A 25,534-nucleotide genomic window follows, 5' to 3' on the forward strand; every position below is an offset into this window, starting at 1 on the left:
CGCTACTTCTTGCCGCCGAAGAGGCCTCCGAGCAGGTCGCCGATGCCGCCGCCTCCGCCGGAGTTCGAGCCGCCCCCGAGGATCCCGCCCAGCAGATCGCCGATGCCTCCGCCCGAGCCGCCCGAGGAGCTGCCGCCGCCGAGGAGCCCGCCGATCACGTCGCCGATGCCGCCGCCGGACTGCGCCTGACCGGCGTCCGACTGCTTGCCCTTGTTGGCGTTCGCGATGAGGCCCATGACGATCGGAGCGAGGATCGGGAGGAGCTTGCCGAAGTCGATGCCGGCGGTCTCCTTCGACTCCGTGAGCTTCTGGGTGACCTTCTTCTCGTCGGCGCCGAGGATGTGGGAGACGATCTTGCCGCCGTCGGCCTGGTCGATGTCGTCGACCGTCGCGGCGCCGCCCTTGCCCTCGTGACGCTTCAGCGCATTCTCGATCGCGGACGAACCCTCGGAGGTCGAGGCGTTCTTCGCGAGTCCGCCGAGCAGCACCGCACCGCCCTGCTCCACCGCCGCTCGGGCCTCGTCCGTCGAGACGCCCAGCTTGGCGGCGATGTCGTCGATCGGGACCTGCTTCAGGATGTCGTCGAGAGCCATGGGATTCCTTCCGTCAGGGGCGTGAGCGCCCGTCTCACCGCTCACAGTAGTGCGGGAGGGGATGCCGTGGGGAGCCTGTCGTCGGAGGCATGGAGGCCGCACCCGATCGCGTCGCCTAAAATCGATCCATGCGCGCCGCGGAGATCCAGGACGACCTTGCACAGATCCTCGTCACAGAGGAGGAGATCGTCGCGAAGCTCGACGAACTCGCCGCTCAGGTGGCGGAGGACTACGCAGGGAAGGACCTGGTCTTGGTCGGCGTCCTCAAGGGCGCGGTCATGGTCATGGCCGACTTCGCCCGCGCGCTGCCGTTCCACGCGCCGATGGACTGGATGGCGGTGTCGAGCTACGGCGCCAGCACGAAGTCGAGCGGTGTCGTGCAGATCCGCAAGGACCTCGACACCGACCTGCACGGCAAGCACGTGCTGATCGTCGAGGACATCATCGACTCCGGTCTCACCCTCAGCTGGCTGCTCGAGAACTTCGAGTCGCGCGGCGCCGAGTCGATCGAGGTCCTGGCGCTGCTGCGCAAGCCCGAGGCAGCGAAGGTCGAGATCGACTGCAAGTACGTCGGCTTCGACATCCCCGTGGAGTTCGTCGTCGGCTACGGACTCGACTACGCCGAGCGCTACCGCAACCTGCGCGACGTCGCGGTGCTCGCACCGCACGTCTACTCCTGAGGAAGCTCCCGGCGTTTCGTCTCGCCGCGCCCGCTCGGCGGCCGGGGGATGCGTACGCCGTGGGTGAACGCACAGCGGTCCCCTAGCCCGTGCGCGATACGCTGATCCGACCATGGATGTCAAGAAGCTCACGCGGAACCCGCTGATCTACGTCGCCCTGATCGGTCTGCTGCTGTTCGGCGGATTCCTGCTGATCTCGAATCTCGGTGCGCCGAAGCAGATCACGACCCAGGAGGGCCTCAAACTCCTCGCGGGCGAGACGGTGACCGAGGTCGTGACGACCGACGGCGACCAGCGCGTCGACATGACGTTGTCGAAGCCCTTCGAGGGCTCGGAGAACGTCCAGTTCTACTACGTCGACGCCCGCGCCGACGAGGTCGTCACGGCGATCAACGCCGCCGACCCCAAGGACGGCTTCAACGACAGCGTCCCGCGGGCGTCGTGGTTCGACGGCATCCTCTCTCTGCTCCTCCCGCTCGTGCTGCTCGGCCTCCTGTTCTGGTGGCTCCTGTCGTCGATGCAGGGCGGCGGCGGCAAGGTCATGCAGTTCGGCAAGTCGAAGGCCAAGCTCGTCAACAAGGAGACGCCGACCGTCACGTTCGCCGACGTCGCGGGGGCCGACGAGGCCATCGAGGAGCTCCACGAGATCAAGGAGTTCCTGCAGGATCCGGCCAAGTTCCAGGCCATCGGCGCCCGGATCCCGAAGGGTGTGCTGCTGTACGGCCCTCCCGGGACCGGCAAGACGCTCCTCGCCCGCGCGGTCGCCGGCGAGGCCGGGGCGCCCTTCTACTCGATCTCCGGATCGGACTTCGTCGAGATGTTCGTCGGCGTCGGCGCCTCGCGCGTGCGCGACCTGTTCACGCAGGCCAAGGAGAACGCCCCTGCGATCATCTTCATCGACGAGATCGACGCGGTCGGTCGTCACCGCGGCGCCGGCATGGGCGGCGGCAACGACGAGCGCGAGCAGACTCTCAACCAGATGCTCGTCGAGATGGACGGCTTCGACCCGAACGCGAACGTCATCGTGATCGCGGCGACCAACCGTCCGGACATCCTCGACCCCGCGCTGCTGCGCCCCGGTCGCTTCGACCGCCAGATCGGCGTGGACGCCCCCGACCTCAAGGGCCGTCAGAAGATCCTCGAGGTGCACAGCAAGGGCAAGCCCCTGTCGAAGAGCGTCGATCTCGAGGTCGTCGCCCGCAAGACGCCGGGCTTCACGGGCGCCGATCTCGCGAACGTGCTGAACGAGGCCGCGCTGCTCACGGCACGCTCCAACGCCCAGCTCGTCGACAACCGCGCGCTGGACGAGGCGATCGACCGCGTGATCGCGGGCCCGCAGCGCCGCACGCGCGTCATGAAGGACCGCGAGAAGCTCATCACCGCGTACCACGAGGGCGGTCACGCACTCGCGGCGGCGGCGATGAACTACACCGACCCCGTCACGAAGATCACGATCCTGCCGCGAGGCAAGGCGCTCGGCTACACGATGGTGCTGCCGCTCGACGACAAGTACTCCGTCACGCGCAACGAGCTCCAGGACCAGCTCACCTACGCGATGGGCGGCCGCGTGGCCGAGGAGATCGTGTTCCACGACCCCACGACCGGTGCGTCGAACGACATCGAGAAGGCGACCTCGATCGCCCGCAAGATGGTGCTCGAGTACGGCATGACGACAGAACTCGGCCCGGTCAAGCTCGGCACCGAGGGCGGTGAGCCGTTCGCCGGCCGCGACATGGGCCGCGGACGCGAGTACTCCGAGACGATCGCCGAGCGCGTCGACACGGAGGTGCGCGCCCTGATCGAGCAGGCCCACAACGAGGCCTACGAGGTCATCAGCGACAACCGCGAGATCCTCGACAGGCTCGCGCTCGCCCTGCTCGAGGAGGAGACCCTCGATCACAACCAGATCGCCGAGATCTTCTCCGAGGTCAGGAAGCTGCCCGAGCGTCCGCTCTGGCTGTCGAGCGACGAGCGCCCGGTGTCGGAGGTGCCGCCGATCGAGGTCCCGAAGAAGGTCATCCCGGTGGCGGCCTCCGTCGAGGAGCCGCAGGCCGCTCCGCGCCCGCAGCCCGGCGCGGCGGGAGCCGGTCAGGCACGACCCGCGACGGCCTGATCGTGACGGTCGACCGCACGCGCGTCGAACGACTCACGCGCGAGCTGCTCGAGGCGATCGGCGAGGATCCGGACCGCCCGGGGCTGCGACAGACCCCGACCCGGATGGCCGACCTGTACTCGGAGTTCTTCGCGGGTGTGGGGGAGGATGCCGCGGCGCCCCTCGCGCACACGATCAGCGTCTCGCGGGGCCCCGCGCCCGACACGCTGCCCTCCGGGGCGGTGCTGCTGCGCGACATCCGCTTCCGCTCGGTGTGCGAGCACCACCTGCTGCCCTTCGCCGGGCGGGCGCACATCGCCTACCTCCCGGGAGAGCAGGTCGTGGGACTCGGCGCCCTCGTGCGGGTCGTCGAGACCCTCGCCACGCGTCCCCAGGTGCAGGAGCGCCTGGGTGAGCAGATCGCCGACACGATCGCCGAGAGCCTCGACACCCGAGGGGTGCTCGTCGTGCTCGACGCGAGTCACGGCTGCGTCACGATGCGCGGCGGACGCCAGCCCGAGGCGTCGACGCTGACGATCGCGGCGCGGGGCGAGTACACCGACACCGCCGCGCGCGCCGAGCTCATCGCCCTGATCGGCTCCTCGACGGGGAGCGTCCACGCATGACGGGGATCTGGGGGATCGTCAACGTCACGCCTGACTCTTTCAGCGACGGAGGCCGCTACCTCGACGTCGATCGGGCCGTGGCCCACGGCCTGCGCCTGCGCGAGCAGGGTGCCACGGTGCTCGACGTGGGCGGCGAGTCCACCCGGCCGGGGGCGGAGCGCGTCGGGGCCGACGTCGAGCAGCAGCGCGTCCTCCCCGTGATCGAGCAGCTCGTCGCGGCCGGCGTGCCCGTGAGCATCGACACGCTCGACGCGTCCACCGCCGCCGCCGCCGTGCAGGCGGGCGCACGCATCGTCAACGACGTGTCGGGCGGCCTCGCCGATCCGGAGATGCGCGCGGTCGTCGCCGCCTCGGGCGCCGATTACGCGATCGGCCACTGGCGGGGCTTCTCCGACGACATGTACGCGCGCGCCGAGTACCGCCGCCCCGCACGCGAGGTGGCCGGCGAGCTGAAGGAGCGCATGGGCGAGGCCGCGGCCGCCGGTATCGCGCCGTCACGGCTGATCGTCGACCCGGGCATCGGGTTCGCGAAGGCCGGCGTCCAGAACTGGGACGTCCTCCGCGGGCTCGACGAGATCCTGGCGCTCGGCCCGCGCGTGCTGATCGGCACCTCCCGCAAGAGGTTCATCGCGGAGACCCTCGACGCCGACCCCGCCCGGGTCACCGAGGATCGCCGCGACCTCGCGACCGCCGTCACCAGCGCCCTGGCGGCGCGAGCCGGGGTCTGGGCCGTGCGCGTGCACCACGTCGCCGCGACGCGCGATGCTCTCGCCGTCGCCCACGCCTGGGAGGGATGACCATGGATGTCCTCGACGAGATCGTGCTGACCGGGCTCACGGTGTTCGGCCGGCACGGCGTGTACGACCACGAACGCGAGAACGGGCAGGAGTTCACGATCGATCTGACGCTGCGGATGCCGGTGCACGACGCCGCGGCATCCGACGACGTGGTCGACACCGTGCACTACGGAGAGCTCGCCGAGAAGGTGGCCGCGGTGGTCGCGGGGGAGCCGGTGAACCTCATCGAGACCCTCGCCGAGCGCATCGCGGACGTCGCCCTCGACGATCAGCGCGTGCACGCCGTCACGGTGACGGTGCACAAGCCGCACGCCCCGATCGCGCTCACCTTCTCGGACGTCGCGGTCACGGTGCACCGCGCGCAGCCGTACACCGCCGTGGAGTCCTCCTCATGAGTCGCAACCTCGCCCAGCCGCCGTCGCTCCCCGGACCCCGACCGGGACGTGCGGACGCCCGGGCCGTCGTCGCGCTCGGAGCCAACCTCGGCGCGCGGGAGGAGACCATCCGCGACGCCGCGGCGCGCATCGCCCGTCTGCCGCTCGTGTCGGAGGTGCGGCTGTCTCCGCTGCACGAGACCGTGGCCCTCACGCTCGACGGTCCCGACCCGGACGCCCCCGGATACGTCAACGCCGTGGCCCTCGTGACGACGCGACTCGCTCCGTCGGTGCTGCTCGGGATGCTGCACGCGATCGAGGACGAGCACGGTCGCGAGCGTCATGTGCGCTGGGGCGACCGCACCCTCGACCTCGACCTCATCGCGTACGGCGACGAGACCTCCGACGACGAGCGGATGCTGCTCCCGCATCCTCGCGCGGCCGAGCGGCTGTTCGTGCTCGACCCCTGGCTCGATCTCGACCCCGACGCAGTGCTGCCCGGGCACGGTCGCGTCGCGGACCTCGCGGCGCGGTTGCGGGACGGACGAGACCCCGACGACCGGAGCGTGTGATGCGCCGCACCTCGGTCGGGCTCCTCCTCGTCCTGGCGCTGCTCGCCGGGGGAGCGGGCTACCTGCTCGACCACGTGCTGACCGCGACGGGCCGCGCCACGTTCACGCCGTCGCTGCTGCTGCCGCTGCTCCTGCTGCTGATCGCCGCCGCCTCGTTCTCGGTCGCGTGGCCGGTGCGCGCGAGCCTGCGCTCCGGCATCCGCATCGACCCGTTCCGGGCGACCCGCGCCGTCACGCTCGCCCGCGCCGCGAGTCTCGTGGGCGCGATCATGGCGGGCTTCGGCGCCGGCCTGCTGGTGTTCCTCCTGTCCCGGCCCATCGATCCCCCGGTAGGGTCGACTGTGGCGATGCTGGCTCTGATCGGGAGTTCGGTCGTGCTCGCGGTCGCCGCGCTCATCGCCGAACAGTTCTGCACACTGCCGAAGGATCCTGATGACTCAGAACCCAGAGACCGAGCCGACGACACCGGCCCCGCTGAGCTCGGCGGAGGTCACTGACCTCGGCGCCCTCGACCAGGGCACGTACACGCAGCTCCGCACCGCGCGCAGCGAGGCACGCCTCGAGCTCGACGGCACCTGGCACCAGATCTCGCCCCGCTACGTGGTGTCGCAGATCGTGCAGAACCTGCTCTTCCTCGCGTTCGTGGCCGCCGTCGCCGTCGTGCTCGCGATCGTGCTGCACCAGACCTGGGCGTGGATCCCGGCCGGGGCGATCGCCGTGGTCGTGCTCATCACCCTCGTGATCCTGCCGCGCCAGGCGCGCGCGATCGGCTACATGCTGCGCGCGGACGACATCGTGTTCCGCAAGGGCATCCTCTGGCAGCGCATGATCGCCGTGCCCTACGGCCGCATGCAGCTGGTCGACATCACCCAGGGCCCGCTCGATCGCGCGTTCGGCGTCACCCAGCTCAAGATGGTCACGGCCGCGGCGACCACCGGCGTGCAGATCCCCGGTCTCACGCAGGGCGCGGCGGAGACGCTGCGCGACACCCTGATCGAGGTCGCCGAGACGCGCCGGACCGGCCTGTGAGCGAGCCGCAGCTGCCGCCTCCCGAGGCCACGGCCCCCGCGCCGCGCCCGTCGAGCGACTCGTCGAGCCTCGCGGACGGCGACTGGCACCGGATGCATCCGCTCACTCCGCTCTTCAAGGGCGGGCTGGCGCTCATCATCGTCGCCGGCATCGCGATCGCGAACCTGCGCGACCGTCTCATCGCCTGGTTCGTCGACCTGTTCACGCCCGAGGAGGCGCACTACGACCAGTACGGCGGCGACCCCGTCGAGTGGGTGCTCGCGAACAACCTGATCCTCGTGGTGCTGCTGGGCGTGCTCGCGCTGGCCGTCGTGCTCGTCGGGATCTTCTGGTTCGTGTGGCGCTTCCAGCAGTTCCGCATCACGGGCGACCACGTCGAGGTGCGCAAGGGGATCGTCTTCCGATCGCACCGCCGCGCGCCGCTCGACCGCGTGCAGGGCGTCAACCTCACGCGGCCGTTCCCCGCACGCCTGATCGGCCTCGCGAAGCTCGAGGTCGTCGGCGCGGGGAACGACTCGAACGTCGAGCTGGAGTATCTCGCGACGTCGCGGGCGGAGTCCGTGCGCGCCGACATCCTGCGCCTCGCGTCGGGTGCACGTGCCGCCCGCAGGTCCGCGACCGGCGGCGCCCCCGTGGCGTCGACCGTCGCCGGGGCCCCGGCGCCCACGGCACCGGGTTCCGCACGAGCCCAGCTCGTCGGCACCATGAACGACGGGGTCAACGATCTGATCGGGGGCGTCGACCTCGCCGACGTCGAGCCCGAGAGCGTCGTCAAGATCCCGGCCGGCCGCCTGGTCGGTTCGCAGCTCATCTCGAGCGTGCTGTGGATCGTGTTCTTCGGCCTGATCTTCCTCGTCACGATCGGCGGCATCCTGATCGGATCGCTGCTCGACGGCGAACCTCTCGACGGCGTCATCGGGCTCGGACTCGGGCTCGGCATGGGCATCCCCCTGGTGATCGCCGTGATCGGTATCACCTGGGCTCAGATATCGAAGTCGCTGCGCTACTCGATCGCCCCGACGCCGGACGGCGTGCGCATCACCTACGGCCTGCTCACCACCGTGACCGAGACGCTGCCTCCCGGCCGCATCTTCGCGGTCGAGGTGTCGCAGTCGCTGCTCTGGCGTCCCTTCGGATGGTGGACGGTCCGCATCAACCGGATGAGCGGCAAGAGCGCCGCTCAGCAGCAGTCCGGCTCCGCGCAGCAGTTCAACGTCGTGCTCCCCGTGGGCAAGCGCGCGGACGTCGAGCGCGTGCTCGGTCTGATCCTCCCCGACGCGCCGGCGACCGACCTCCCCGTCGTGTGGGACCACGGGATCCTCGGACCGGTCGACGGTGATCCCTATGTGCGGATGCCGCGTCGTGCGTGGTGGCGTCGACCGCTGTCGTGGAAGCGCCAGGGCTACTACCTGACCGACTTCGGCCTGGTGCTGCGCCGTGGCGTCGTGTGGCGCAAACTCGCCATCTTCCCCCTCGCGCGACTGCAGGGCGTGTCGCTCTCCCAGGGACCGATCGACCGGGCGCAGCGTGTCGCGGGCGCCCAGATCCACTCGGTCCAGGGCATCATCACCGGGTACCTGGCCGGCCTCGAGCTGCCGGACGCGCGTTTCCTCATCGACGGCGTCACCGCGGCGGCCGCGGCGGCGGCCGAGGCCGATCACTCGCACCGCTGGGGGCAGTACTCGGCGAGCGCGGCGACGGATGCCGGCGGCGAGAGCGCCGCGCCGCCTTCGCCTCCCGCCTGGTCCGCTGCGCCTCCGGCGTCGCCCACGCCTCCGACGGCCCCGCCCGCGTGGTCGGACACGCCGCGTGACTGATCCGTCGGCGCGGGACGGACGTCTCGGCGTCGGCATCATCGGCGCCGGACGCGTGGGTCCCGTGATCGGCGCCGCCCTCGCGGGCGCCGGGCACGCCGTCACGGGGATCACGAGCGGCTCCGACGACGACCGTGCGTCGGCGGTGCTGCCGGATGTCCCGATCCTGGAATCGCGGGAGATCGTGCGTCGCAGCGAGCTGGTCGTGCTCGCCGTGCCGCACGAGCAGCTGCCCGGCCTCGTGGCCGGCATCGCCGAGGTCGGTGGCTGGCAGATCGGTCAGCTCGTGCTGCACACCGACCCGGGGCACGGCATCGAGGTGCTGCGCCCCGCAGCCGAGCGGGGCGCGATCCCGCTCGCGGTGCATCCGGCGATCACGTTCACGGGCACCTCGATCGACCTCCGCCAGCTGCAGGCGGGGTACGCGGCGGTCACCGCCCCCGCAGCCGTGCTGCCGATCGCGCAGGCCCTCGCCGTCGAGATGGGCTGCGAGCCGGTCGTCGTCGCCGAGGCCGACCGTGCCGCGTACGCGGACGCGATCCAGACGGCCACCGAGTTCTCGCGCTCGATCATCGCGCAGTCGACGGCGCGTCTGTCGGAGATCGGGGTCGAGAACGCGGGCGGCTTCCTCTCCGCGCTCGTGCAGTCCACGGTCGAGCGGGCTCTGCGCGAGGCCTCGGTTCCGCCCCCGTTGCTGTGACCGCCGCGTAGCCCGCCCGTCTGCAGGCCCGATGCCCGTCTGCAGGACGGGATGGCGCGGATGGTCCTGCATCCGCGTCCGGGTCCTGCAGGTGTGTCGGAGGGGTGAGCGCCGTCGCGGCTCAGCGGCCGCCGGAGAACCCGCCCCCGCCTCCACCGCCGGAGAAGCCGCCGCCGAACGATCCGCCGGCGCTCGACGACGTGCTCGCGCTCGGCGCCGCGTACGTGGCCGAGGAGTTCGACGTGGCGGCGAACGCGGCGAGGTGGCCGTAGACGAACGGCGCCGTGGGATCGCCGATCCAGGTCGCGCCGCGCCGCTCGCTCGCGTAGGCGCGCTCCAGCACGGCGCCCCACTCGTCCTCCATGCCGAAGAGCATCGCGTAGGGGAGGAGCCGCTCGTACACGACGATCACGTTCGCGCTGCCGTCCTGGCGTCGTTCGGCGCCTGTGTACGACTGCAGCATCCGCAGCCGGTCGGCGTCGGCCACGCGGATGAACTCCTTCACGCCGAGGAGGTACTCGAGCTCGCGCGCCCCCTCCGCGCTGAGGACCGTGTGCTTCGAGAAGCCGTAGAAGCTCGACAGCAGCACCAGGAAGAGGGCGAAGGCGATGGCGACGAATGCGGGGATCGCGGTGACCCGTCCGGCGATGACGCCGAACAGCCCGATGCCGAATCCGGCGACCGCGACCGCGATGGCGCACCACTGCAGCGCGATCGCCAGGCCGCTCCGAGCGGTGGTCGTGAGGCCGCGCGCGGCAGCGGCGGTGACGCCGCCGGTGGACAGGGCGGACATGCGGGCGGCGAACGTCTCGCTGGTCGCGGGGATCTCGGCGACGCCGTCGGCATCGGCTCCGGCGAACAGCGCGTCGAGCGCGTCGGCGTCGAGCTGATCGGGGATCCTCGCGCCGGGTAGGCGTCGGAGCCGGGGCTGCTCGTCATCGGTGCCCTCCTCGATGCGCAGAGTCCCCCGCACGGCGAGGTGGACGATCTCCGCGGGCACCGGCGTGCGGGCGCCCGGGACGATCGCCGCGGCGAGCAGCGGGGGCATCGAGTCGGGGACGTCGTACTGCGCGACGACGATCCCGCTCGCCCGTCGACGCGCTCGGCGGAACGACCAGACCCCGAACCAGCTGCCCACGGAGAGCGCCGCGGCCCCGATCGCCGCGATCGCCGGCACCGTGTCCGTCACGGGGTCGGGCCGGCGTGCGGTGGGCTGCGTCACCGTACCGCCGTCGAAGCCGATCGCGACGGTGACGCCCTCGCCCGGGGACAGGTCGCCCTTCTCGACCGTGAAGCTCGTCCCATCGGCCGAGGTCGACAGCGTGCAGTCGTCGGTCGCCCCGGACACCCCCGCGTAGCACCGGGCGTCTCCGGTCAGGTGACCGGTCAGGCGCTCGTCGAACGCGATGTCGGCTCGGAACGACTCGATCGACTGCGTGCTGTCGAGGGGCAGCAGGTCCCAGTAGAACTCGTCCACGCCGGTGTCGGCGGCGAGCATCACATCCCGCATCTCGTACTCGATCACGTAGGTCGTGAGCCCGTGCACGTACTCGTCGTCGCCCGTGAGCACGTAGAGGAGGCCATCGTCCTCGTCGGTCTCATAGGGGACGGGGGCGCCGTCCTGGTCGGTGACCGAGAGGACACGGGGGTCGATCCAGGCGTTCTCGTAGCTCGTCGGCACACCGCGGACGATCCCGCGATTCTGGTCGGTCTCCGGGAAGCGCGCGGTCAGGGTCTCGGTCACGAGCATGTGCGACCGCCCCTCGTCGTCGAGGCCCACCTCGTAGCGCGCGTCCCACGACGCGTAGGAGAAGTCGTTCACCTCGGAGTCGGAGTCGGCGGCGACCGCGCTCGCGGCCGCGGGGGATCCCGCGATCGCGAGAGCGGTGGCGACGGCGAGGACGAGGCCGGTCGACGCGAGTGCACGGGCGAGACGTGAGGCTGCCATGCCTCGAGGCTATCGAGTGACCGTCCCGGGCTCCGGGAGACCGGTCCGCCGCGGGGTGCATCCCCTGCGCTCGGTAGACTGGAGGCGACTTTTCCAAGGAGCCCCGAATGACTGACGCGTCCGCCGCGCCCGAGCAGCCCACCGACGTCGCCGATGAGGACGTCCACGAGCAGAAGGCCGTGCGCCTCGCGAAGCGCGAGCGTCTGATCGCCCAGCGTGCGGATGCCGGTGGCGGGGCGTTCCCGGTCGCGGTGCCGGTGACGCACAGCATCCCCGCCGTGCGCGCCGAGCACGGCGACCTCGAGGCCGGGGCCGAGACCGGGGTCGTGGTCGGCGTGGCCGGGCGCGTGGTCTTCAGCCGCAACACGGGCAAGCTGTGCTTCGCGACGTTGCAGGCGGGCGACGGCTCGCGCATCCAGGCGATGATCTCGCTCGCGAACGTCGGCGAGGAGTCCCTCGCCGCCTGGAAGGAGTACGTCGACCTCGGCGACCATGTCTTCGTGCACGGCGAGGTCATCTCGAGCCGTCGTGGCGAGCTGTCGATCATGGCCGACGACTGGGCCATCGCGGCGAAGGCGATCCTGCCGCTCCCCAACGCCTACTCGGAGCTCAGCGAGGAGGGACGCGTCCGCAGCCGCTACCTCGACCTCATCGTGCGCGAGCAGGCCCGCACCACGGTGCGCGCCCGCGCCGCGGTCAACGCGAGCCTGCGGGCCACGTTCGGCGGTCACGACTACCTCGAGGTCGAGACGCCGATGCTGCAGGTGCAGCACGGTGGAGCCTCGGCCCGACCGTTCGTGACGCACTCCAACGCCTTCGACACCGAGCTGTACCTGCGCATCGCCCCGGAGCTGTACCTCAAGCGCGCGGTCGTCGGCGGCATCGAGCGCGTGTTCGAGATCAACCGCAACTTCCGCAACGAGGGCGCGGACTCGACGCACAGTCCCGAGTTCGCGATGCTCGAGGCGTACCAGGCCTACGGCGACTACAACCAGATGGCGGAGCTGACGCAGGAGCTCGTGCAGCAGGCCGCGATCGCGGTCGCCGGATCGACCACGGTCACGTGGGCCGACGGCACGGAGTACGACCTCGGCGGCGAGTGGGATCGCGTCTCGATGTACGAGTCGCTGTCGGCGGCGTCCGGTCGGACGGTCACGCCGGAGGACTCGGTCGAGGACCTCATCGCCTTCGCGGAGGCGAACGGCGTCGACCTCCCGGCGCAGGCCACCCATGGAAAGCTCGTCGAAGAGCTGTGGGAGCACTTCGTGAAGCCCGACCTGGTGCGTCCGACCTTCGTGATGGACTTCCCGCTCGACACCTCGCCCCTCGTGCGCGAGCACCGCTCGATCGCGGGCGTGGTCGAGAAGTGGGACCTGTACATCCGCGGCTTCGAGCTCGCGACCGGATACTCCGAGCTCGTCGACCCCGTGATCCAGCGCGAGCGGTTCGTCGAGCAGGCCAAGCTCGCGGCGCGTGGCGACGTCGAGGCGATGCCCGTCGACGAGGAGTTCCTGCGCGCGCTCGAGCACGGCATGCCGCCGTCCGGAGGCATGGGCATGGGCATCGACCGCCTGCTCATGGCGATCACGGGGCTCGGCATCCGCGAGACGATCCTCTTCCCGCTGGTCAAGTAGTCGAGCGGCGGAACGCCCACTCCGGGAGCACCGCGACGCCGATCATGGTGTCGAGGAGGCCGGCGAGACCGTAGTGCGGGTCGATGTCGCGGACGAGCTCGAGGTACCGAGCGGCATGACTCGAGCGACCCAGTGCCCAGGACAGCCACGCTGCGGCGGTGAGCGGTGCGGCGCGAGAGGCGCGCGGTGCGGCGGCCGCGGCCGTTCGGGAGACCGCCAGGGCACGGCGCAGACGATCGGGATCCGGTGTGGGGCCTCGCCCGAGGAAGACGTCGCCGATGTCGGCGGAGATCGGTGCACCGGTGTCCGCGAAGGCGAGCTGCGCGTTGAGCGTGCGGATGCCGCCGCGCAGGTCCGACCCCCATTGGGCCAGCGCGACATCGCGGAAGAGCGGTCTGTCGAGGCACCACAGAAGTGCGGCGACGGCGTAGGCGGGAAGATCGTCGGGGGCCGCGAGGACGGATTCGAAGAACGCGGGGATGTCCTCCAGGAGCACGAGCGCCGCGAGCGCCTGCGGGTCGTCGTGCGGGGTCGGCGGCTCGCCGCCTCGGTCGATCAGAGTCGCGATGTGATCCAGCGCCCGACCGACCCTCTCGGTCCGGGCGAGATCGGCATGCGGGAGGTCGGCGCCCGAGGTCTGATCGCCCGAGACGTCGCCGACGCCGGGGATCTCACGGTCGCCCGGGTCGAGATCTCCGAGATCGCCCAGGAGGGGAGCGTCGTCGAGGTATCCGGCCCATCCGGACGGCGTGACGCACAGCGCGTCGACGAGGCGCAGACCCGCGTCGAGGGCGCATCCGATGATCGCCTCCACTTCGACGGCGAAGGGGAGCACGAGGCCGTCGGGGGTGCGCACGACGTCGTCGTCGGTGTAGACGACGACGGCGACGGCATCCGTCCGCTCCACGCGGGCGACGAGGGCGGTCGCCGTGTCGGCGTACTCGGCGAGGTCGATCTCGTCGCGCGGGAGGTCGAGGCGCATCGCGCCGGAGGCCCGCGATGCGTGGAAGGGGATCAGCACGAGGCTCTCGACCGGCGTGAAGCCGACGAGGGAGGGGACGATGCCGAGGAACTCGGCGGAGCCGGAGGCGCGGAGAACAGTGGTCATCCCGCGAGTGTGGTCGCCCGGGGCCGGCCGTCTCGCCGTTTCCACACCCCGCTCCGTGGATCCCTGAGCGCACGCGAATGTGGAGGGGGAGTCGCTCGCGTACCATGGAGACATGGAGAACTTCTGGCTCGCCGCCGCCTGGTCGATCCTTCCGACCATCGGCGTGAGCGTCGTGTTCTTCTTCGTGATCCGCAGCATCCTGCGATTCGACCGCACGGAGCGCAAGGTCCACGCTCGCATCGAGGCCGAAGAGCGCGCCGCGCGCGGCCTGCCGCCGCGCTCCTGAGCGACGTCGGTGCCATCGGCTACTGTGTAGCCAAGCTGCCGGGGCGGACGCCGATGCCCGGTGATCACCGCTGCGGGCGGAGAGGGACGCGATGACGACGGAGACCTGGGGCTGGTGGATCACCGGGTTCCTCCTGCTGCTCGACCTCTCGATCCGCATCACGGCCATCATCGTGATCCCGCGGAACCGCAAGCCCACCGCGGCCATGGCCTGGCTTCTCGCGGTGTTCTTCATCCCGTTCGTCGGCGTGTTCCTGTTCCTGCTGATCGGGAATCCGCGTCTGCCGCGCGCACGGCGTCGCAAGCAGGACCAGATCAACGAGTACATCGCCGAGACGAGCGAGCACCTGCACTTCGGCACGCTCCGCCCGAACGCGCCCAGCTGGTTCCCGCCCCTGGTCGAGATGAACCATCGCCTCGGCGCGCTGCCGATCTCGGGCGACAACGGCGCGCACCTGATCAGCGGCTATCAGGAGTCGCTCGACGAGATGGCCGAGGCCATCCGCACCGCGCAGGACTACGTGCACGTCGAGTTCTACATCCTGCAGTCCGACGTGTCCACCGACAACTTCTTCCGGGCTCTCGAAGAGGTCGCCGCGCGCGGCGTGCACGTGCGGGTGCTCCTCGACCACTGGGCCAACCGGTGGAAGCCGCGCTATCGGGCGACGATCGCCCGGCTCGACCGCATGGGCGCCGACTGGCACCTCATGCTCCCGGTGCAGCCGCTCAAGGGGCGGATGCAGCGCCCCGACCTCCGGAACCACCGCAAGCTGCTCGTGGTCGACGGGAGCGTCGCGTTCCTCGGCTCGCAGAACATCACCGACTCGACGTACAACCTGCCGAAGAACATCAAGCGCGGTCTGCACTGGGTCGACCTCATGGTGCGCATCGACGGTCCGGTCGTGCTCAGCGTCAACGCCATCTTCCTCAGCGACTGGTACAGCGAGACCGACGAGGTGCTGCAGGAGATCGACATCTCGCACGCCGAGGCCGGATCCGGAGACCTCGACTGCCAGGTGGTGCCGTCCGGTCCGGGGTTCGAGGTCGAGAACAACCTGCGCCTCTTCCTCGGGCTGCTCTACGCGGCCAAGCACAGGATCATGATCGTCAGCCCCTACTTCGTGCCGGACGAGGCCCTGCTGCTCGCGGTCACGGCTGCGGTCGACCGGGGTGTGCAGGTGGAGCTGTTCGTCTCGGAGGAGGGCGATCAGGCCATGGTCTACCACGCTCAGCGCAGCTACTACGAGGTGCTGCTCAAGGCGGGCGTGCGCATCTGGATGTACCGCAAGCCGTTCATCCTGCACACCAAGAGCCTCACGATCGACGATCAGGTCGCGGTGATCGGCTCGAGCAACATGGACATGCGCTCGTTCGGCCTCAACCTCGAGGTGTCGATGCTCGTGCGCGGCGAGGAGTTCGTCGCCGAGATGCGTGTCGTCGAGGACGAGTACCGGTCGCTGAGTCGTGAGCTCACCCTCGAGGAGTGGATGCGGCAGCCGTTGCGCTCGACCGTGCTCGACAACCTCGCCCGGCTGACGTCCGCCCTGCAGTAGGCGGACTCCCAGCGAACACCCTCGCACCGGAATATCGCGGCCGCTACCCTGGGGACATGACCTCCTCGTCCCGCGCCGTCGGCGCCCTCGCGGTCCTCGCCGCGGCCCTCCTGTTCGCCGGGTGCGCCGCGGGTCCGGGAAGCACGACGCCCACGAACTCACCGGACTCGTCGGCCGGCGCCTCGGACGGCTCCGACGACTTCGACGGCATGGACGGAGCACTGCTCGACGACGGACGCATGTTCGCCGTCGTCACGTGGGGGTCGTCGACCTGCATCCCGCAGGTGGACGAGGCGACGGCCGACGGGCAGACCGTCACGGTCACACTCGTCGACGTCGATGCGGATGCCGTGTGCACCGCCGACATGCAGCAGCGCGCCAGCATCGGCGCCCTCCCCGACGGCGTCGATCCGACCCAGGACATCACGCTCCAGGTCACCTACGGCGACGCCTCGGACGACGTCGAGCTCGACGGCGACGCCGCGGCCACGGGGACGCCGGGATCACCCACCGAGTACCTGCCGTCGGCCGGATGGGTTGACGACGGCACGCTCGTGCTCCTCACCTGGGGGTCGTCCGGCTGCCCGCCGATCGTGGAGAGCATCGACGCCGCGACGCTCACGGTCACCTTCACGACCGACGACGCGAAGGCGTGCACGATGGACATGGCTCCGCGCGCCACGCTCCTCGCGTTCGGCGACGACGCGGGCGACGACGACGCCACGCTCACGCTGGTCGGGGGCGGACTCGACGGCACGGTCGCCGTCCGCGGCTGATCGTCGGGTCGCCGGGCGTCAGAGCGACGAGACGGGGTGCCCCGACGGCAGCGCCAGCAGGAGCGCCGACGGGTCGACGCGGCACGTGATCCGCACGGCCGTCCCGAACTCGTCGCCGTCGAGCTCGATCGGTATGGGCTTGGTGGCCGCGGCCTCGGCGGCGAGCCCGCGGAAGTAGTGCACGGAGGCGTCCTTGCCGCGCCGGTCGAGCACGCGACGGCCCGCGCGGAAGCGCCGCAGCACCGAGTTGTCCCACCAGATCTTGCGCCACACTCCGAGCCACCCGAGCACCCCGGTCGGCTGGATCACCGCGACGTCGAGCGTCGCGTCGGTGATCGACGCATCCGGGATCAGGGCGATGCCCGCCGGCAGCGTCCCGCAGTTCGCGAACAGGATGCTGTGCACCTTGGTCGTGTGCAGACGTCCGTCGTCGACCTGGAACACGGCGCGGAAGGGCTCTGCCGTCACCAGCGAGCGCGCCGCTCCGTCGACGTAGGCGATCCATCCCACCGAGCGCTTGAGGTCGGGGCGCGTGTTCGCGATCATGTCCGCGTCGAGCCCGATGCCCGCGAGCACGACGAACGCGTGCTCCTCGACATCGTCGCCGTCCTCGCGGGTGAGTCGTGCCCAGCCGATGTCGATCGCGTGGCGGAAGTCGCCGAGCGCCGCACGGATCATCGCGTCGGGGCCCGCGAGCGGAAGACCCAGGTTGCGCGCGAGGAGGTTCCCGGTGCCGCTGGGCAGGATCGCGAGGGGGACGCCCGTGTTCGCGATCGCCTCCGAGACCGCGCGGACGGTGCCGTCGCCGCCGGCCACGAGCACGACGTCGACACCGCGCTCGAGAGCCTGAGCGGTCGCCCGCTGCCCTGCATCCTCGATCGTCGTCGTGTAGAACGCCGGGTGCTCCCAGCCGGCCTCCTTCGACAGCGCGCGCACGCGCGCACGGAGGTCCTTCTCGTCGACCTTGATGGGGTTGTAGACGAGAGCCGCCTGGCGTCGGGCGGAGGGGCTCTTCGTCATGGCGCTACTCTAACCCCGCTCACCGCGCCGTCCCCCGCGCTGTGCGGGAGAGCGCGACGCATAGACTTGGTGGATGATCGACCTCGCACTCCTCCGCGACAACCCGGAGATCGTCCGCCGTTCACAGGCTGCCCGTGGCAACGACCAGGGCACCGTCGACGTCGCGATCGAGGCGGACCGATCGCGACGCGCAGCGCTCGCCGCGTTCGAGGAGCTGCGGGCCGAGCAGAACGCGTTCGGCAAGCAGGTCGCGAAGGCGCCCAAGGAGGAGAAGGCCGCGCTCGTCGCCCAGGCGAAGGACCTCGCCGATCGCGTCAAGCAGGCCCAGCAGGTGTCGAACGAGGCGTCCGAGCAGGCCGCCGTCGCCCTCGCCCGTATCGAGAACGTCGTGATCGACGGTGTCCCGGCCGGCGGGGAGGCGGACTTCGTCGAGCTCCGTCGCGTGGGGGAGGTGCCGGCCTTCGACTTCGAACCGCGCGACCACCTCGAGATCGGCGAGATCCTCGGCGCGATCGACATGGAGCGCGGAGCGAAGGTCTCCGGTGCCCGGTTCTACTTCCTCCGCGGGATCGGCGCTCGTCTCGAGATCGCCCTCATGAACCTCGCGCTGGACAAGGCTCTCCAGAACGGCTTCGTGCCGCTCATCACCCCGACGCTCGTGCGCCCGGAGATCATGCAGGGCACCGGCTTCCTCGGCGAGCACGCCGACGAGGTCTACCACCTCGACAAGGACGACGACCTCTACCTCGTCGGCACCAGCGAGGTCGCGCTCGCGGGGTACCACAAGGACGAGATCCTCGACCTGGGCACCGGTGCGCTGCGCTACGCGGGCTGGTCGACGTGCTACCGCCGCGAGGCCGGTTCGCACGGCAAGGACACCCGCGGCATCATCCGCGTCCACCAGTTCAACAAGCTCGAGATGTTCGTGTACACGACTCCCGAGGACGCGGAGGCCGAGCACCTGCGCCTCGTCGCGCTGCAGGAGGAGATGCTCACGGCGCTCGGTCTGTCCTACCGGGTGATCGATGTCGCTGCGGGAGACCTCGGATCGAGCGCCGCACGCAAGTACGACATCGAGGCCTGGGTGCCGACGCAGGGCGCGTTCCGCGAGCTCACCTCGACCTCGAACTGCACGACGTACCAGGCGCGCAGGCTCGACGTGCGACACCGCCCCGAGGCGGGCGACGGACAGACGGCGAAGACGCAGCCGGTGGCGACCCTCAACGGCACGCTCGCCACGACGCGATGGATCGTGGCCCTGCTCGAGACGCACCAGCAGGCCGACGGCTCCGTCCGCGTGCCCGAGGTGCTGCGTCCGTACCTCGGCGGCCTCGAGGTGCTGGAGCCGACGGCATGACCTCCTGGCTCGTCGGCCTCGACGTCGACGGCACGATCATCCTGCAGGACGAGTCGATGAGCCCGGGTGTGCCCGAGGCCGTCGCGCGGCTTCGGGATGCCGGTCACGAGGTGACCATCGCGACGGGACGCAGCTGGTCGGCGACGCAGCGCTACGTGGAGCTGCTGGAGCTCACCGCCCGCTACGTCGTGTGCTCGAACGGGGCCGTCACGATGCGCCGGACGGACGACGGCTGGGAGCGCTGGCACATCGAGACCTTCGACGCGGCCCCGGTGCTGGCGCTGTTGCGTGCCCGCCTCCCCGAGGCCCGGTACATGGTGGAGCTCGCCTCCGGTCAGCGCCTCTACACCGAGCACCTCGACGACTGGACCCTCGACGGCGGCCGGCAGGTCGGCTTCGAGGAGCTCGTCGCGGAGCCCGTGTCGCGCGTGGTCGTGGTGTCGCCGGGTCACGACGAGGAGGACTTCCACCGCCTCGTGGCCGACGCCGGGCTCAACGAGGTCTCGTACGCGATCGGCTGGACGGCCTGGCTCGACATCGCGCCGCAGGGCGTCGACAAGGGCACGGCGCTCGAGAGGGTGCGCTCGGAGCTCGGGTTCGCGGGCCCGGAGGTGCTCGTCGCCGGTGACGGGCGCAACGACGTCGGCATGTTCGAGTGGGCGCGCGGTCTCGGCGGACGCGCCGTGGCGATGGGGCAGGCCCCGGCCGAGGTGAAGAGCGCGGCGGGGGAGATCACGGGCGACGTGGTGGACGGCGGACTCGCCGACGCGCTGAACACGCTTCCAGCGGCCGCCCAGGTCAGCGCGGGAGAATAGAACTCGGCTAGACTCACGGCTTGTCGACGGATGCGTCCGTCGGGAGGGTTGTCCGAGTGGCCGATGGAGCTGGTCTTGAAAACCAGTGGGCAGAGATGTCTCGTGGGTTCGAATCCCACACCCTCCGCTTCTGAGCACGGTGTCCCCGCACCGCATCGCTGAACCGAAAGGCCCCGAGTGAGTCAGAACACCCGCCGCCGTCGCACCATCGCGCGCCACGGTCAGCAGCGCACCCCCGGCGCCGTCAGCCAACTGCTCAAGTTCATCGCTATCGGCCTCGCGGTCGTCCTCGTGAGCGGTTTCGGCGTCGCGGCGTACGTGGTGTACGACCTGTCGAGCACGGTGACGGCGAACGCGGTGGAGCTCGAGGGCACGGAGGAGCTGCCGCCGGACATCGGCGAGTACAAGGGCGGCTTCAACCTCCTCCTCACCGGCGTGGACACGTGCGAGGAGGCCTATGCGGGGTACTTCGGCGCCCGGTGCACGGGAGCCGACTCCGAGGGCACGCTCAACGACGTCAACCTCCTCGTTCACGTCTCGGAGGAGCCGCGCCGCATCACGGTCGTCAGCTTCCCGCGCGACCTCATGCTCCCGATCCCCGAGTGCGAGGACGCCGAGGGCAACGTGCACTCGGCCATGAGCAAGCAGCCGCTCAACACCTCCTACACGGACGGCGGCCTCAACTGCGTCGCCAAGACGATCTCGAAGCTGACCGATCAGGAGATCCAGTTCGCCGCCTCGGTGACCTTCGGCGGCGTGATCGAGATCACGAACGCGATCGGCGGCGTCGACGTCTGCCTCGCGACCCCGATCAAGGACCGGTACACCGGACTCGACATGCAGGCGGGCACGCACACGGTCCAGGGCCTCGAGGCGCTGCAGTTCCTGCGCACGCGCCATGGTGTCGGCGACGGCAGCGACCTGGGACGCATCGGCAACCAGCAGCAGTACATGTCGAGCCTCGTGCGCAAGCTCATCAGCGGCGAGACGCTCGGCAACGTCCCCGTCATGCTGAAGCTCGCCAACACGGGTCTCAGCAACGTCGAGGCCAGCACCTCGCTCGCCGATCCGATGAAGATCGTCCAGATCGCGCTGGCGGTGAAGTCGGTGCCCTTCGAGGACATCGTCTTCCTGCAGTACCCGACGGTGACCGACTCGGACAACGCGAACAAGGTCGTCGCGAACAAGTCCGCCGCTCAGGCGATGTGGGACGCCATCAACCAGAACGCGCAGTTGCAGGTCACGCACCAGAACGGCTCGAACGACGGCGTCGTGGTCACCGACCCCGTGCCCGCCACGGACGGCACGGTGCCCGACCCGACCGCCACCGAGCCGACCAACGTCGTGGCGCTGCCCGACTCGATCAAGGGCAACTCCGCCGCGCAGCAGACCTGCTCCAACGGCAACGTGCGCTGATCCGCCATCGCGAAGAGCCGCTCTCCCCTCAGGAGGGCGGCTCTTGCGTTCGATTGCGACACGATCACGCAAGAACTTGCGTACACTTTCCTCCATGTCGAAGCGTCTGGCGGAGGTGGCCCGCAAGGTCGGGGTCAGTGAGGCGACCGTCAGCCGTGTGCTCAACGGGAAGCCGGGGGTCTCGGACGCGACGCGCCAGGCCGTCCTCACCGCGCTCGACGTGCTCGGCTACGAACGGCCCACCAAGCTCCGGGGCGAGCGCGCTCGCCTCGTCGGGCTGGTGCTCCCCGAACTGCAGAACCCGATCTTCCCGGCCTTCGCCGAGATCGTCGGCGGAGCTCTCACCCAGAACGGATACACCCCGCTGCTCTGCACGCAGAACGCGGGTGGCGTCACCGAGTCGGACTACGTCGAGCTCCTCCTCGCGCAGCAGGTGTCCGGCGTGATCTTCCTCGGAGGCAACTACACGCAGGGCGATGCCGCGCATGCGCACTACGAGCGGCTCCGCCAGGTGAACCTGCCGACGGTGCTGGTGAACGCCCGGGTGCCGCAGCTCCGCTTCGCGACGGTGTCCACCGACGACGCGGCGGCAGCCGAGCAGGCGGTGCTGCACGTGCACCAGCTGGGGCATCGGCGGATCGGACTGCTGCTCGGTCCGAATGATCACGTCCCGTCGCAGCGCAAGCTCGACGCCGCGCAGCGCCTGCTGGAACGCCTCGGGGACCCGTTGCGCCCGGATCTCGTCGTCCGCGGCATGTACTCCCTGGAATCGGGCCAGGCGGGTGCGACCCGACTGATCGCCGCCGGCGCGACGGCGATCGTGTGCGCGAGCGATCCGATGGCTCTGGGCGCGGTGCGCGCGGCACGACGGGCGGGCCTCGCCGTCCCCGCCGACATCAGCGTCGTGGGCTTCGACGACTCGGCCCTCATGAGCTGCGTGGAGCCGCCCCTCACGACCGTTCGTCAGCCGATCGAGTCCATGGGACGTGCCGTGATCGAGCTCCTGCTCTCGCAGATCGCCGGGACGACCCCCGTCGGAGACGAGCTCCTGTTCGAGCCGGAGCTCGTGCTCCGCTCGTCCACCGGTCCCGCGGTCTGATCCGTCGCATCCGTGAGGAGTGGATTTCGTCGGTCTCGAGAAATCGGAAAATTCCAACATCTCGTTTAGTTCTTGCGTTAATAGTTCAATAAAGCTACATTCAACTCATCCCTTCGACGATGAGGAGAACCGTGGACACCGAGGTCCTGCGCCGTACAGCCCCCGCACGCTCCGTCCGCCTGCCGGCCGACGAGGGGTGGTGGCGCACCGCCGTGATCTACCAGGTCTACGTGCGCAGCTTCGCCGACGGCAACGGCGACGGGATCGGCGACCTCGCCGGTGTGCGATCGAGGCTGCCCTACCTGCGCGCACTCGGCGTCGACGCCATCTGGTTCACGCCCTGGTATCGCAGCCCGCTGGCCGACGGGGGATACGACGTCGAGGACTACCGCGAGATCGACCCGCGCTTCGGGACGCTCGCCGAGGCGGAGCTGCTCATCGAGGAAGCGCTCGCGCACGGCATCCGCACGATCGTCGACATCGTGCCGAACCACGTGTCCGATCGGCATCCGTGGTTCCAGGAGGCACTGGCGGCCGGGCCGGGGAGTGCCGCTCGCGAGCGCTTCTGGTTCCATCCCGGTCGCGGCGTGCACGGCGAGGGCGTCCCCACGGACTGGGTGTCGAGCTTCCAGGGGCAGACGTGGACGCGCACGGAGGACGCTGCCGGCGACCCCGGCGAGTGGTACCTGCACCTCTTCACGCCGCAGCAACCCGATCTCAACTGGACGCATCCCGACGTGCGACGCGAGCACGAGGACGTCCTCCGCTTCTGGTTCGACCGCGGCGTCGCCGGCGTGCGCATCGATTCGGCCGCGCTGCCCGTCAAGGACCCCGCGCTCCCCGACCTCCCCGTTGGACCGGCACCTGCTGCCGCCGACCACCCGCACATCGACCGCGACGAGCTGCACGACATCTACCGCGACTGGCGTGCGGTCGCCGACGAGTACGAGGGCGAGCGGGTGCTGGTCGGCGAGGTGTGGCTCGACGACGCGGAGCGCTTCGCCCGCTACCTGCGACCGGGCGAGATGCACACCGCCTTCAACTTCGGCTTCATGACGCAGCCGTGGAGCGCTGCCGCCATGCGCGCCTCGATCACCCGTACCCTCGCCGAGCACGCTCCCGTCGGCGCACCCGCGACCTGGGTGCTGTCGAACCACGACGTGACGCGTCCGGTCACCCGCTACGGCCGGGCGGACTCCGCGTTCGCGTTCGACCGCAAGCGCTTCGGCACTCCGACCGACCCGGAGCGCGGACTCCGCCGTGCCCGCGCCGCCGCGCTGCTCGTCGCCGCCCTCCCGGGGAGTCTGTACGTGTACCAGGGCGACGAGCTCGGGCTTCCCGAGGTCGAGCTGCCGCGCGAGGTCATCGAGGACCCCATGCACTTCCGCTCCGACGGCGTCGACCCGGGACGGGACGGATGCCGCGTGCCGCTGCCCTGGCGCGGTGAGGCCAGCCCCTACGGCTTCGGCGGACGCCCCTGGCTCCCGCAGCCGACGGACTGGTCGACGCTCACGGTCGAGGCGCAGGAGCGCGACCCCGATTCGACGCTGAACCTCTACCGGGCGTCGATCGCGCTGCGCCGGACCGTCCCCGACCTCGTCGACGGAGCACTGGAGTGGCTCGAGCTCGGCGCCGACGTCCTCGCCTTCCGCCGCGGCGACGGCGTCGTCAGCGTCACGAACCTCGGGTCCGCCGAGGTGCCTCTGCCCGCGCACCGGGACGTGCTCCTCGCGAGCGCGCCGCTGCGCGGGGTGCTCCCGCCCGACAGCACGGCCTGGCTCACGCTGTGACGCCGAGCTCCGGCATCCCGCACCACACGAATCCGTCCCGCACGAACCCGCACCACACACGCACCACCGATACGAAGGACAGACGATGAAGTCACCCCAGAGAGTCCTGATCGCCGGCGTCGCCGCGATCACCACGGTCGCCGCACTCGCCGGATGCACCGCGAGCGGCGGGGAGGGGAGCGCCGACGGCCGCACCGAGCTGCGCGTCGCGACCTTCCCGCCCGGAGCGGACGCCGCGGCCTACGAGGCGTTCGCCGCCCAGGAGAAGCAGTTCGAGAAGGAGCATCCCGACATCGACGTCGTCGGCGTCGAGTACGAGTGGGAGGGGCCGACGTTCGCCGTGCAGCTCGCCGGCGGCGGCCTTCCCGACGTCTTCACCGTGCCGTTCACCGACTCGAAGACGCTGCTCGAGAACGGTCAGCTCATGGACGTGACCGACGCGATCGACGAGCTCGGCTACACCGACAAGTTCAACCCGATCATCCTCGACGGCGTGACCGGCGACGACGGGAGGATCTACGGCTTCCCGCGTCAGGCCTATGCGGCGGCGCTGCACTACAACCGCGACCTCTTCACGCAGGCCGGCCTCGACCCCGACAGCCCGCCCGAGACGTGGGACGAGATCCGCGAGGCGGCGAAGGCGATCACGGATGCCACGGGCAAGGCCGGCTACGCGCAGATGGCGATCAACAACACGGGCGGCTGGCAGCTCACCTCGCAGACCGTCGCGCGCGGCGGCCGCACGCAGACCGACAACGGCGACGGCACGGCCGAGTCCACCATCGACAACGACGCCACGAAGACGGCGCTGCAGTTCCTCCACGACGTGAAGTGGGAGGACGGCTCGTTCGGCTCCAAGGTCGACCTCGACTGGGGCTCGATCAACCAGGAGTTCGCCGCCGGGAACATCGGCATGTACACGTCCGGATCGGACATCTACACGGCGCTCGTGCGCGACTTCGGCATGGACTCCTCGATCTACGGCATGACGGTCGTGCCGATGGAGGGCGACGATCCGGGCACGCTCGGCGGCGGCGACATCGCGGTGATGAGCCCGACGATCGACGAGAAGACCAAGGCGGCCGGCGTCGAGTGGATCGACTGGTACTACATGCAGAAGCTCATGGACGAGGACGCCGCCGTGCTCGACGCGAAGACCCTCGACGAGTCCGGGCAGGCCGTCGGCACGCCGCTGCTGCCGGTGCTGAGCCGCGAGCTGTACGACGAGTCCCAGGCCTGGATCGCCGACTACATCAACGTGCCCGTCGAGCAGATGAAGCCGTTCAGCGACCGCATCTGGGACCAGACGCCGGTCGGCGAGCCGAAGGTGAAGACACAGGAGGTGTACGCGCTGCTCGACTCCGTCGTCCAGACGGTGCTGACCGATCAGAACGCCGACATCGACGCACTGCTCGCCCAGGCGCAGACCGACGCGCAGGCGAAGCTCGACGAGTGA

24 protein-coding genes and 1 tRNA gene are annotated in these 25,534 nt (G+C 70.4%); 21 read left to right on the plus strand and 4 right to left on the minus strand.

Annotated elements, in window-relative coordinates; translation table 11 throughout:
• Window positions 1–2 precede the first annotated feature (2 nt).
• Window positions 3–593, minus strand: coding sequence for a DUF937 domain-containing protein (locus ACIPY8_RS03380; protein ID WP_400814947.1), 591 nt, complete (start codon window positions 591–593; stop codon window positions 3–5).
• Window positions 594–721: 128 nt separating this feature from the next.
• On the opposite strand from ACIPY8_RS03380, the gene hpt reads away from it, so the two are divergent.
• From hpt to ACIPY8_RS03430, 10 genes are all read left to right on the plus strand, one after another.
• The gene (gene hpt / locus ACIPY8_RS03385) at window positions 722–1,273 is read left to right on the plus strand and encodes a hypoxanthine phosphoribosyltransferase (RefSeq protein ID WP_400814950.1); all 552 of its coding nucleotides are present in this window, start codon (window positions 722–724) and stop codon (window positions 1,271–1,273) included.
• 112 nt (window positions 1,274–1,385) lie between these two features.
• Window positions 1,386–3,386: an ATP-dependent zinc metalloprotease FtsH gene (gene ftsH, locus ACIPY8_RS03390; protein ID WP_400814953.1), complete on the plus strand. Its 2,001-nt coding sequence runs from the start codon at window positions 1,386–1,388 to the stop codon at window positions 3,384–3,386.
• A gap of 2 nt (window positions 3,387–3,388) precedes the next feature.
• The gene (gene folE, locus ACIPY8_RS03395; protein ID WP_400814956.1) at window positions 3,389–3,991 is read left to right on the plus strand and encodes a GTP cyclohydrolase I; all 603 of its coding nucleotides are present in this window, start codon (window positions 3,389–3,391) and stop codon (window positions 3,989–3,991) included.
• Entirely contained in the window at window positions 3,988–4,788 is an 801-nt protein-coding gene (gene folP / locus ACIPY8_RS03400) for a dihydropteroate synthase (protein WP_400814958.1), read from the plus strand. Before folE ends, folP begins: the two co-directional genes overlap by 4 nt.
• Before the next feature lie 2 nt (window positions 4,789–4,790).
• A complete protein-coding gene (folB, locus tag ACIPY8_RS03405) occupies window positions 4,791–5,183 on the plus strand; it encodes a dihydroneopterin aldolase (protein WP_400814960.1) in 393 nt (130 codons plus the stop codon).
• Window positions 5,180–5,734, plus strand: coding sequence for a 2-amino-4-hydroxy-6-hydroxymethyldihydropteridine diphosphokinase (gene folK, locus ACIPY8_RS03410; protein WP_400814962.1), 555 nt, complete (start codon window positions 5,180–5,182; stop codon window positions 5,732–5,734). The genes folB and folK overlap by 4 nt, the downstream gene beginning before the upstream one ends.
• Window positions 5,734–6,231 (plus strand): DUF3180 domain-containing protein, encoded by a 498-nt coding sequence (locus tag ACIPY8_RS03415; protein WP_400814964.1) that lies wholly within the window; start codon window positions 5,734–5,736, stop codon window positions 6,229–6,231. The genes folK and ACIPY8_RS03415 overlap by 1 nt, the downstream gene beginning before the upstream one ends.
• A complete protein-coding gene (locus tag ACIPY8_RS03420; protein WP_400814966.1) occupies window positions 6,167–6,763 on the plus strand; it encodes a PH domain-containing protein in 597 nt (198 codons plus the stop codon). Before ACIPY8_RS03415 ends, ACIPY8_RS03420 begins: the two co-directional genes overlap by 65 nt.
• The gene (locus ACIPY8_RS03425; protein ID WP_400814968.1) at window positions 6,760–8,580 is read left to right on the plus strand and encodes a PH domain-containing protein; all 1,821 of its coding nucleotides are present in this window, start codon (window positions 6,760–6,762) and stop codon (window positions 8,578–8,580) included. Before ACIPY8_RS03420 ends, ACIPY8_RS03425 begins: the two co-directional genes overlap by 4 nt.
• Window positions 8,573–9,277 carry a DUF2520 domain-containing protein gene (locus ACIPY8_RS03430; RefSeq protein ID WP_400814970.1) on the plus strand — a complete coding sequence of 235 codons (705 nt, stop codon included), beginning with the start codon at window positions 8,573–8,575 and terminating at the stop codon, window positions 9,275–9,277. Before ACIPY8_RS03425 ends, ACIPY8_RS03430 begins: the two co-directional genes overlap by 8 nt.
• Before the next feature lie 121 nt (window positions 9,278–9,398).
• Here the strand turns inward: ACIPY8_RS03430 and ACIPY8_RS03435 are convergent, their stop codons facing one another.
• Complete coding sequence (locus ACIPY8_RS03435; protein ID WP_400814972.1) at window positions 9,399–11,225, minus strand: DUF2207 domain-containing protein; 1,827 nt, start codon at window positions 11,223–11,225, stop codon at window positions 9,399–9,401.
• Window positions 11,226–11,332: 107 nt separating this feature from the next.
• Here ACIPY8_RS03435 and lysS point away from each other — a divergent pair, with 107 nt between their 5' ends.
• Window positions 11,333–12,859 (plus strand): lysine--tRNA ligase, encoded by a 1,527-nt coding sequence (gene lysS / locus ACIPY8_RS03440; protein ID WP_400814974.1) that lies wholly within the window; start codon window positions 11,333–11,335, stop codon window positions 12,857–12,859.
• On the opposite strand, the gene ACIPY8_RS03445 is transcribed toward lysS, so the two are convergent.
• Window positions 12,852–13,967 carry a DUF4192 family protein gene (locus tag ACIPY8_RS03445; protein ID WP_400814976.1) on the minus strand — a complete coding sequence of 372 codons (1,116 nt, stop codon included), beginning with the start codon at window positions 13,965–13,967 and terminating at the stop codon, window positions 12,852–12,854. The genes lysS and ACIPY8_RS03445 overlap by 8 nt on opposite strands.
• Window positions 13,968–14,079: 112 nt before the next feature.
• On the opposite strand from ACIPY8_RS03445, the gene ACIPY8_RS03450 reads away from it, so the two are divergent.
• The 3 genes from ACIPY8_RS03450 (at window position 14,080) to ACIPY8_RS03460 (ending at window position 16,581) form a co-directional block, all read left to right on the plus strand.
• Window positions 14,080–14,253, plus strand: coding sequence for a hypothetical protein (locus tag ACIPY8_RS03450; RefSeq protein ID WP_400814978.1), 174 nt, complete (start codon window positions 14,080–14,082; stop codon window positions 14,251–14,253).
• 91 nt (window positions 14,254–14,344) lie between these two features.
• Window positions 14,345–15,805 (plus strand): cardiolipin synthase, encoded by a 1,461-nt coding sequence (gene cls / locus ACIPY8_RS03455; RefSeq protein ID WP_400814981.1) that lies wholly within the window; start codon window positions 14,345–14,347, stop codon window positions 15,803–15,805.
• A gap of 56 nt (window positions 15,806–15,861) precedes the next feature.
• Window positions 15,862–16,581 carry a hypothetical protein gene (locus ACIPY8_RS03460; protein WP_400814983.1) on the plus strand — a complete coding sequence of 240 codons (720 nt, stop codon included), beginning with the start codon at window positions 15,862–15,864 and terminating at the stop codon, window positions 16,579–16,581.
• An 18-nt stretch (window positions 16,582–16,599) separates the two neighbouring features.
• On the opposite strand, the gene ACIPY8_RS03465 is transcribed toward ACIPY8_RS03460, so the two are convergent.
• Window positions 16,600–17,601, minus strand: coding sequence for a diacylglycerol/lipid kinase family protein (locus tag ACIPY8_RS03465; RefSeq protein WP_400814986.1), 1,002 nt, complete (start codon window positions 17,599–17,601; stop codon window positions 16,600–16,602).
• 73 nt (window positions 17,602–17,674) lie between these two features.
• On the opposite strand from ACIPY8_RS03465, the gene serS reads away from it, so the two are divergent.
• The 7 genes from serS to ACIPY8_RS03500 all read left to right on the plus strand — a co-directional run bounded on the left by serS (window position 17,675) and on the right by ACIPY8_RS03500 (window position 25,534).
• Window positions 17,675–18,958, plus strand: coding sequence for a serine--tRNA ligase (gene serS / locus ACIPY8_RS03470; RefSeq protein WP_400814989.1), 1,284 nt, complete (start codon window positions 17,675–17,677; stop codon window positions 18,956–18,958).
• Window positions 18,955–19,773, plus strand: coding sequence for an HAD family hydrolase (locus ACIPY8_RS03475; RefSeq protein WP_400814991.1), 819 nt, complete (start codon window positions 18,955–18,957; stop codon window positions 19,771–19,773). Before serS ends, ACIPY8_RS03475 begins: the two co-directional genes overlap by 4 nt.
• A gap of 42 nt (window positions 19,774–19,815) precedes the next feature.
• A tRNA-Ser gene (locus ACIPY8_RS03480) sits at window positions 19,816–19,900 on the plus strand.
• Window positions 19,901–19,950: 50 nt separating this feature from the next.
• Window positions 19,951–21,189: an LCP family protein gene (locus ACIPY8_RS03485; protein WP_400814993.1), complete on the plus strand. Its 1,239-nt coding sequence runs from the start codon at window positions 19,951–19,953 to the stop codon at window positions 21,187–21,189.
• Between the two features lie 94 nt (window positions 21,190–21,283).
• Window positions 21,284–22,288: a LacI family DNA-binding transcriptional regulator gene (locus tag ACIPY8_RS03490; protein WP_400814995.1), complete on the plus strand. Its 1,005-nt coding sequence runs from the start codon at window positions 21,284–21,286 to the stop codon at window positions 22,286–22,288.
• A 119-nt stretch (window positions 22,289–22,407) separates the two neighbouring features.
• On the plus strand, window positions 22,408–24,078 hold the full coding sequence (locus ACIPY8_RS03495) for a glycoside hydrolase family 13 protein (protein WP_400814997.1): 1,671 nt from the start codon (window positions 22,408–22,410) through the stop codon (window positions 24,076–24,078).
• Between the two features lie 85 nt (window positions 24,079–24,163).
• Window positions 24,164–25,534 (plus strand): ABC transporter substrate-binding protein, encoded by a 1,371-nt coding sequence (locus tag ACIPY8_RS03500; RefSeq protein WP_400815000.1) that lies wholly within the window; start codon window positions 24,164–24,166, stop codon window positions 25,532–25,534.

It is taken from the genome of Microbacterium sp. NPDC089696, assembly GCF_044749125.1.
Taxonomy (GTDB): Bacteria; Actinomycetota; Actinomycetes; order Actinomycetales; family Microbacteriaceae; genus Microbacterium.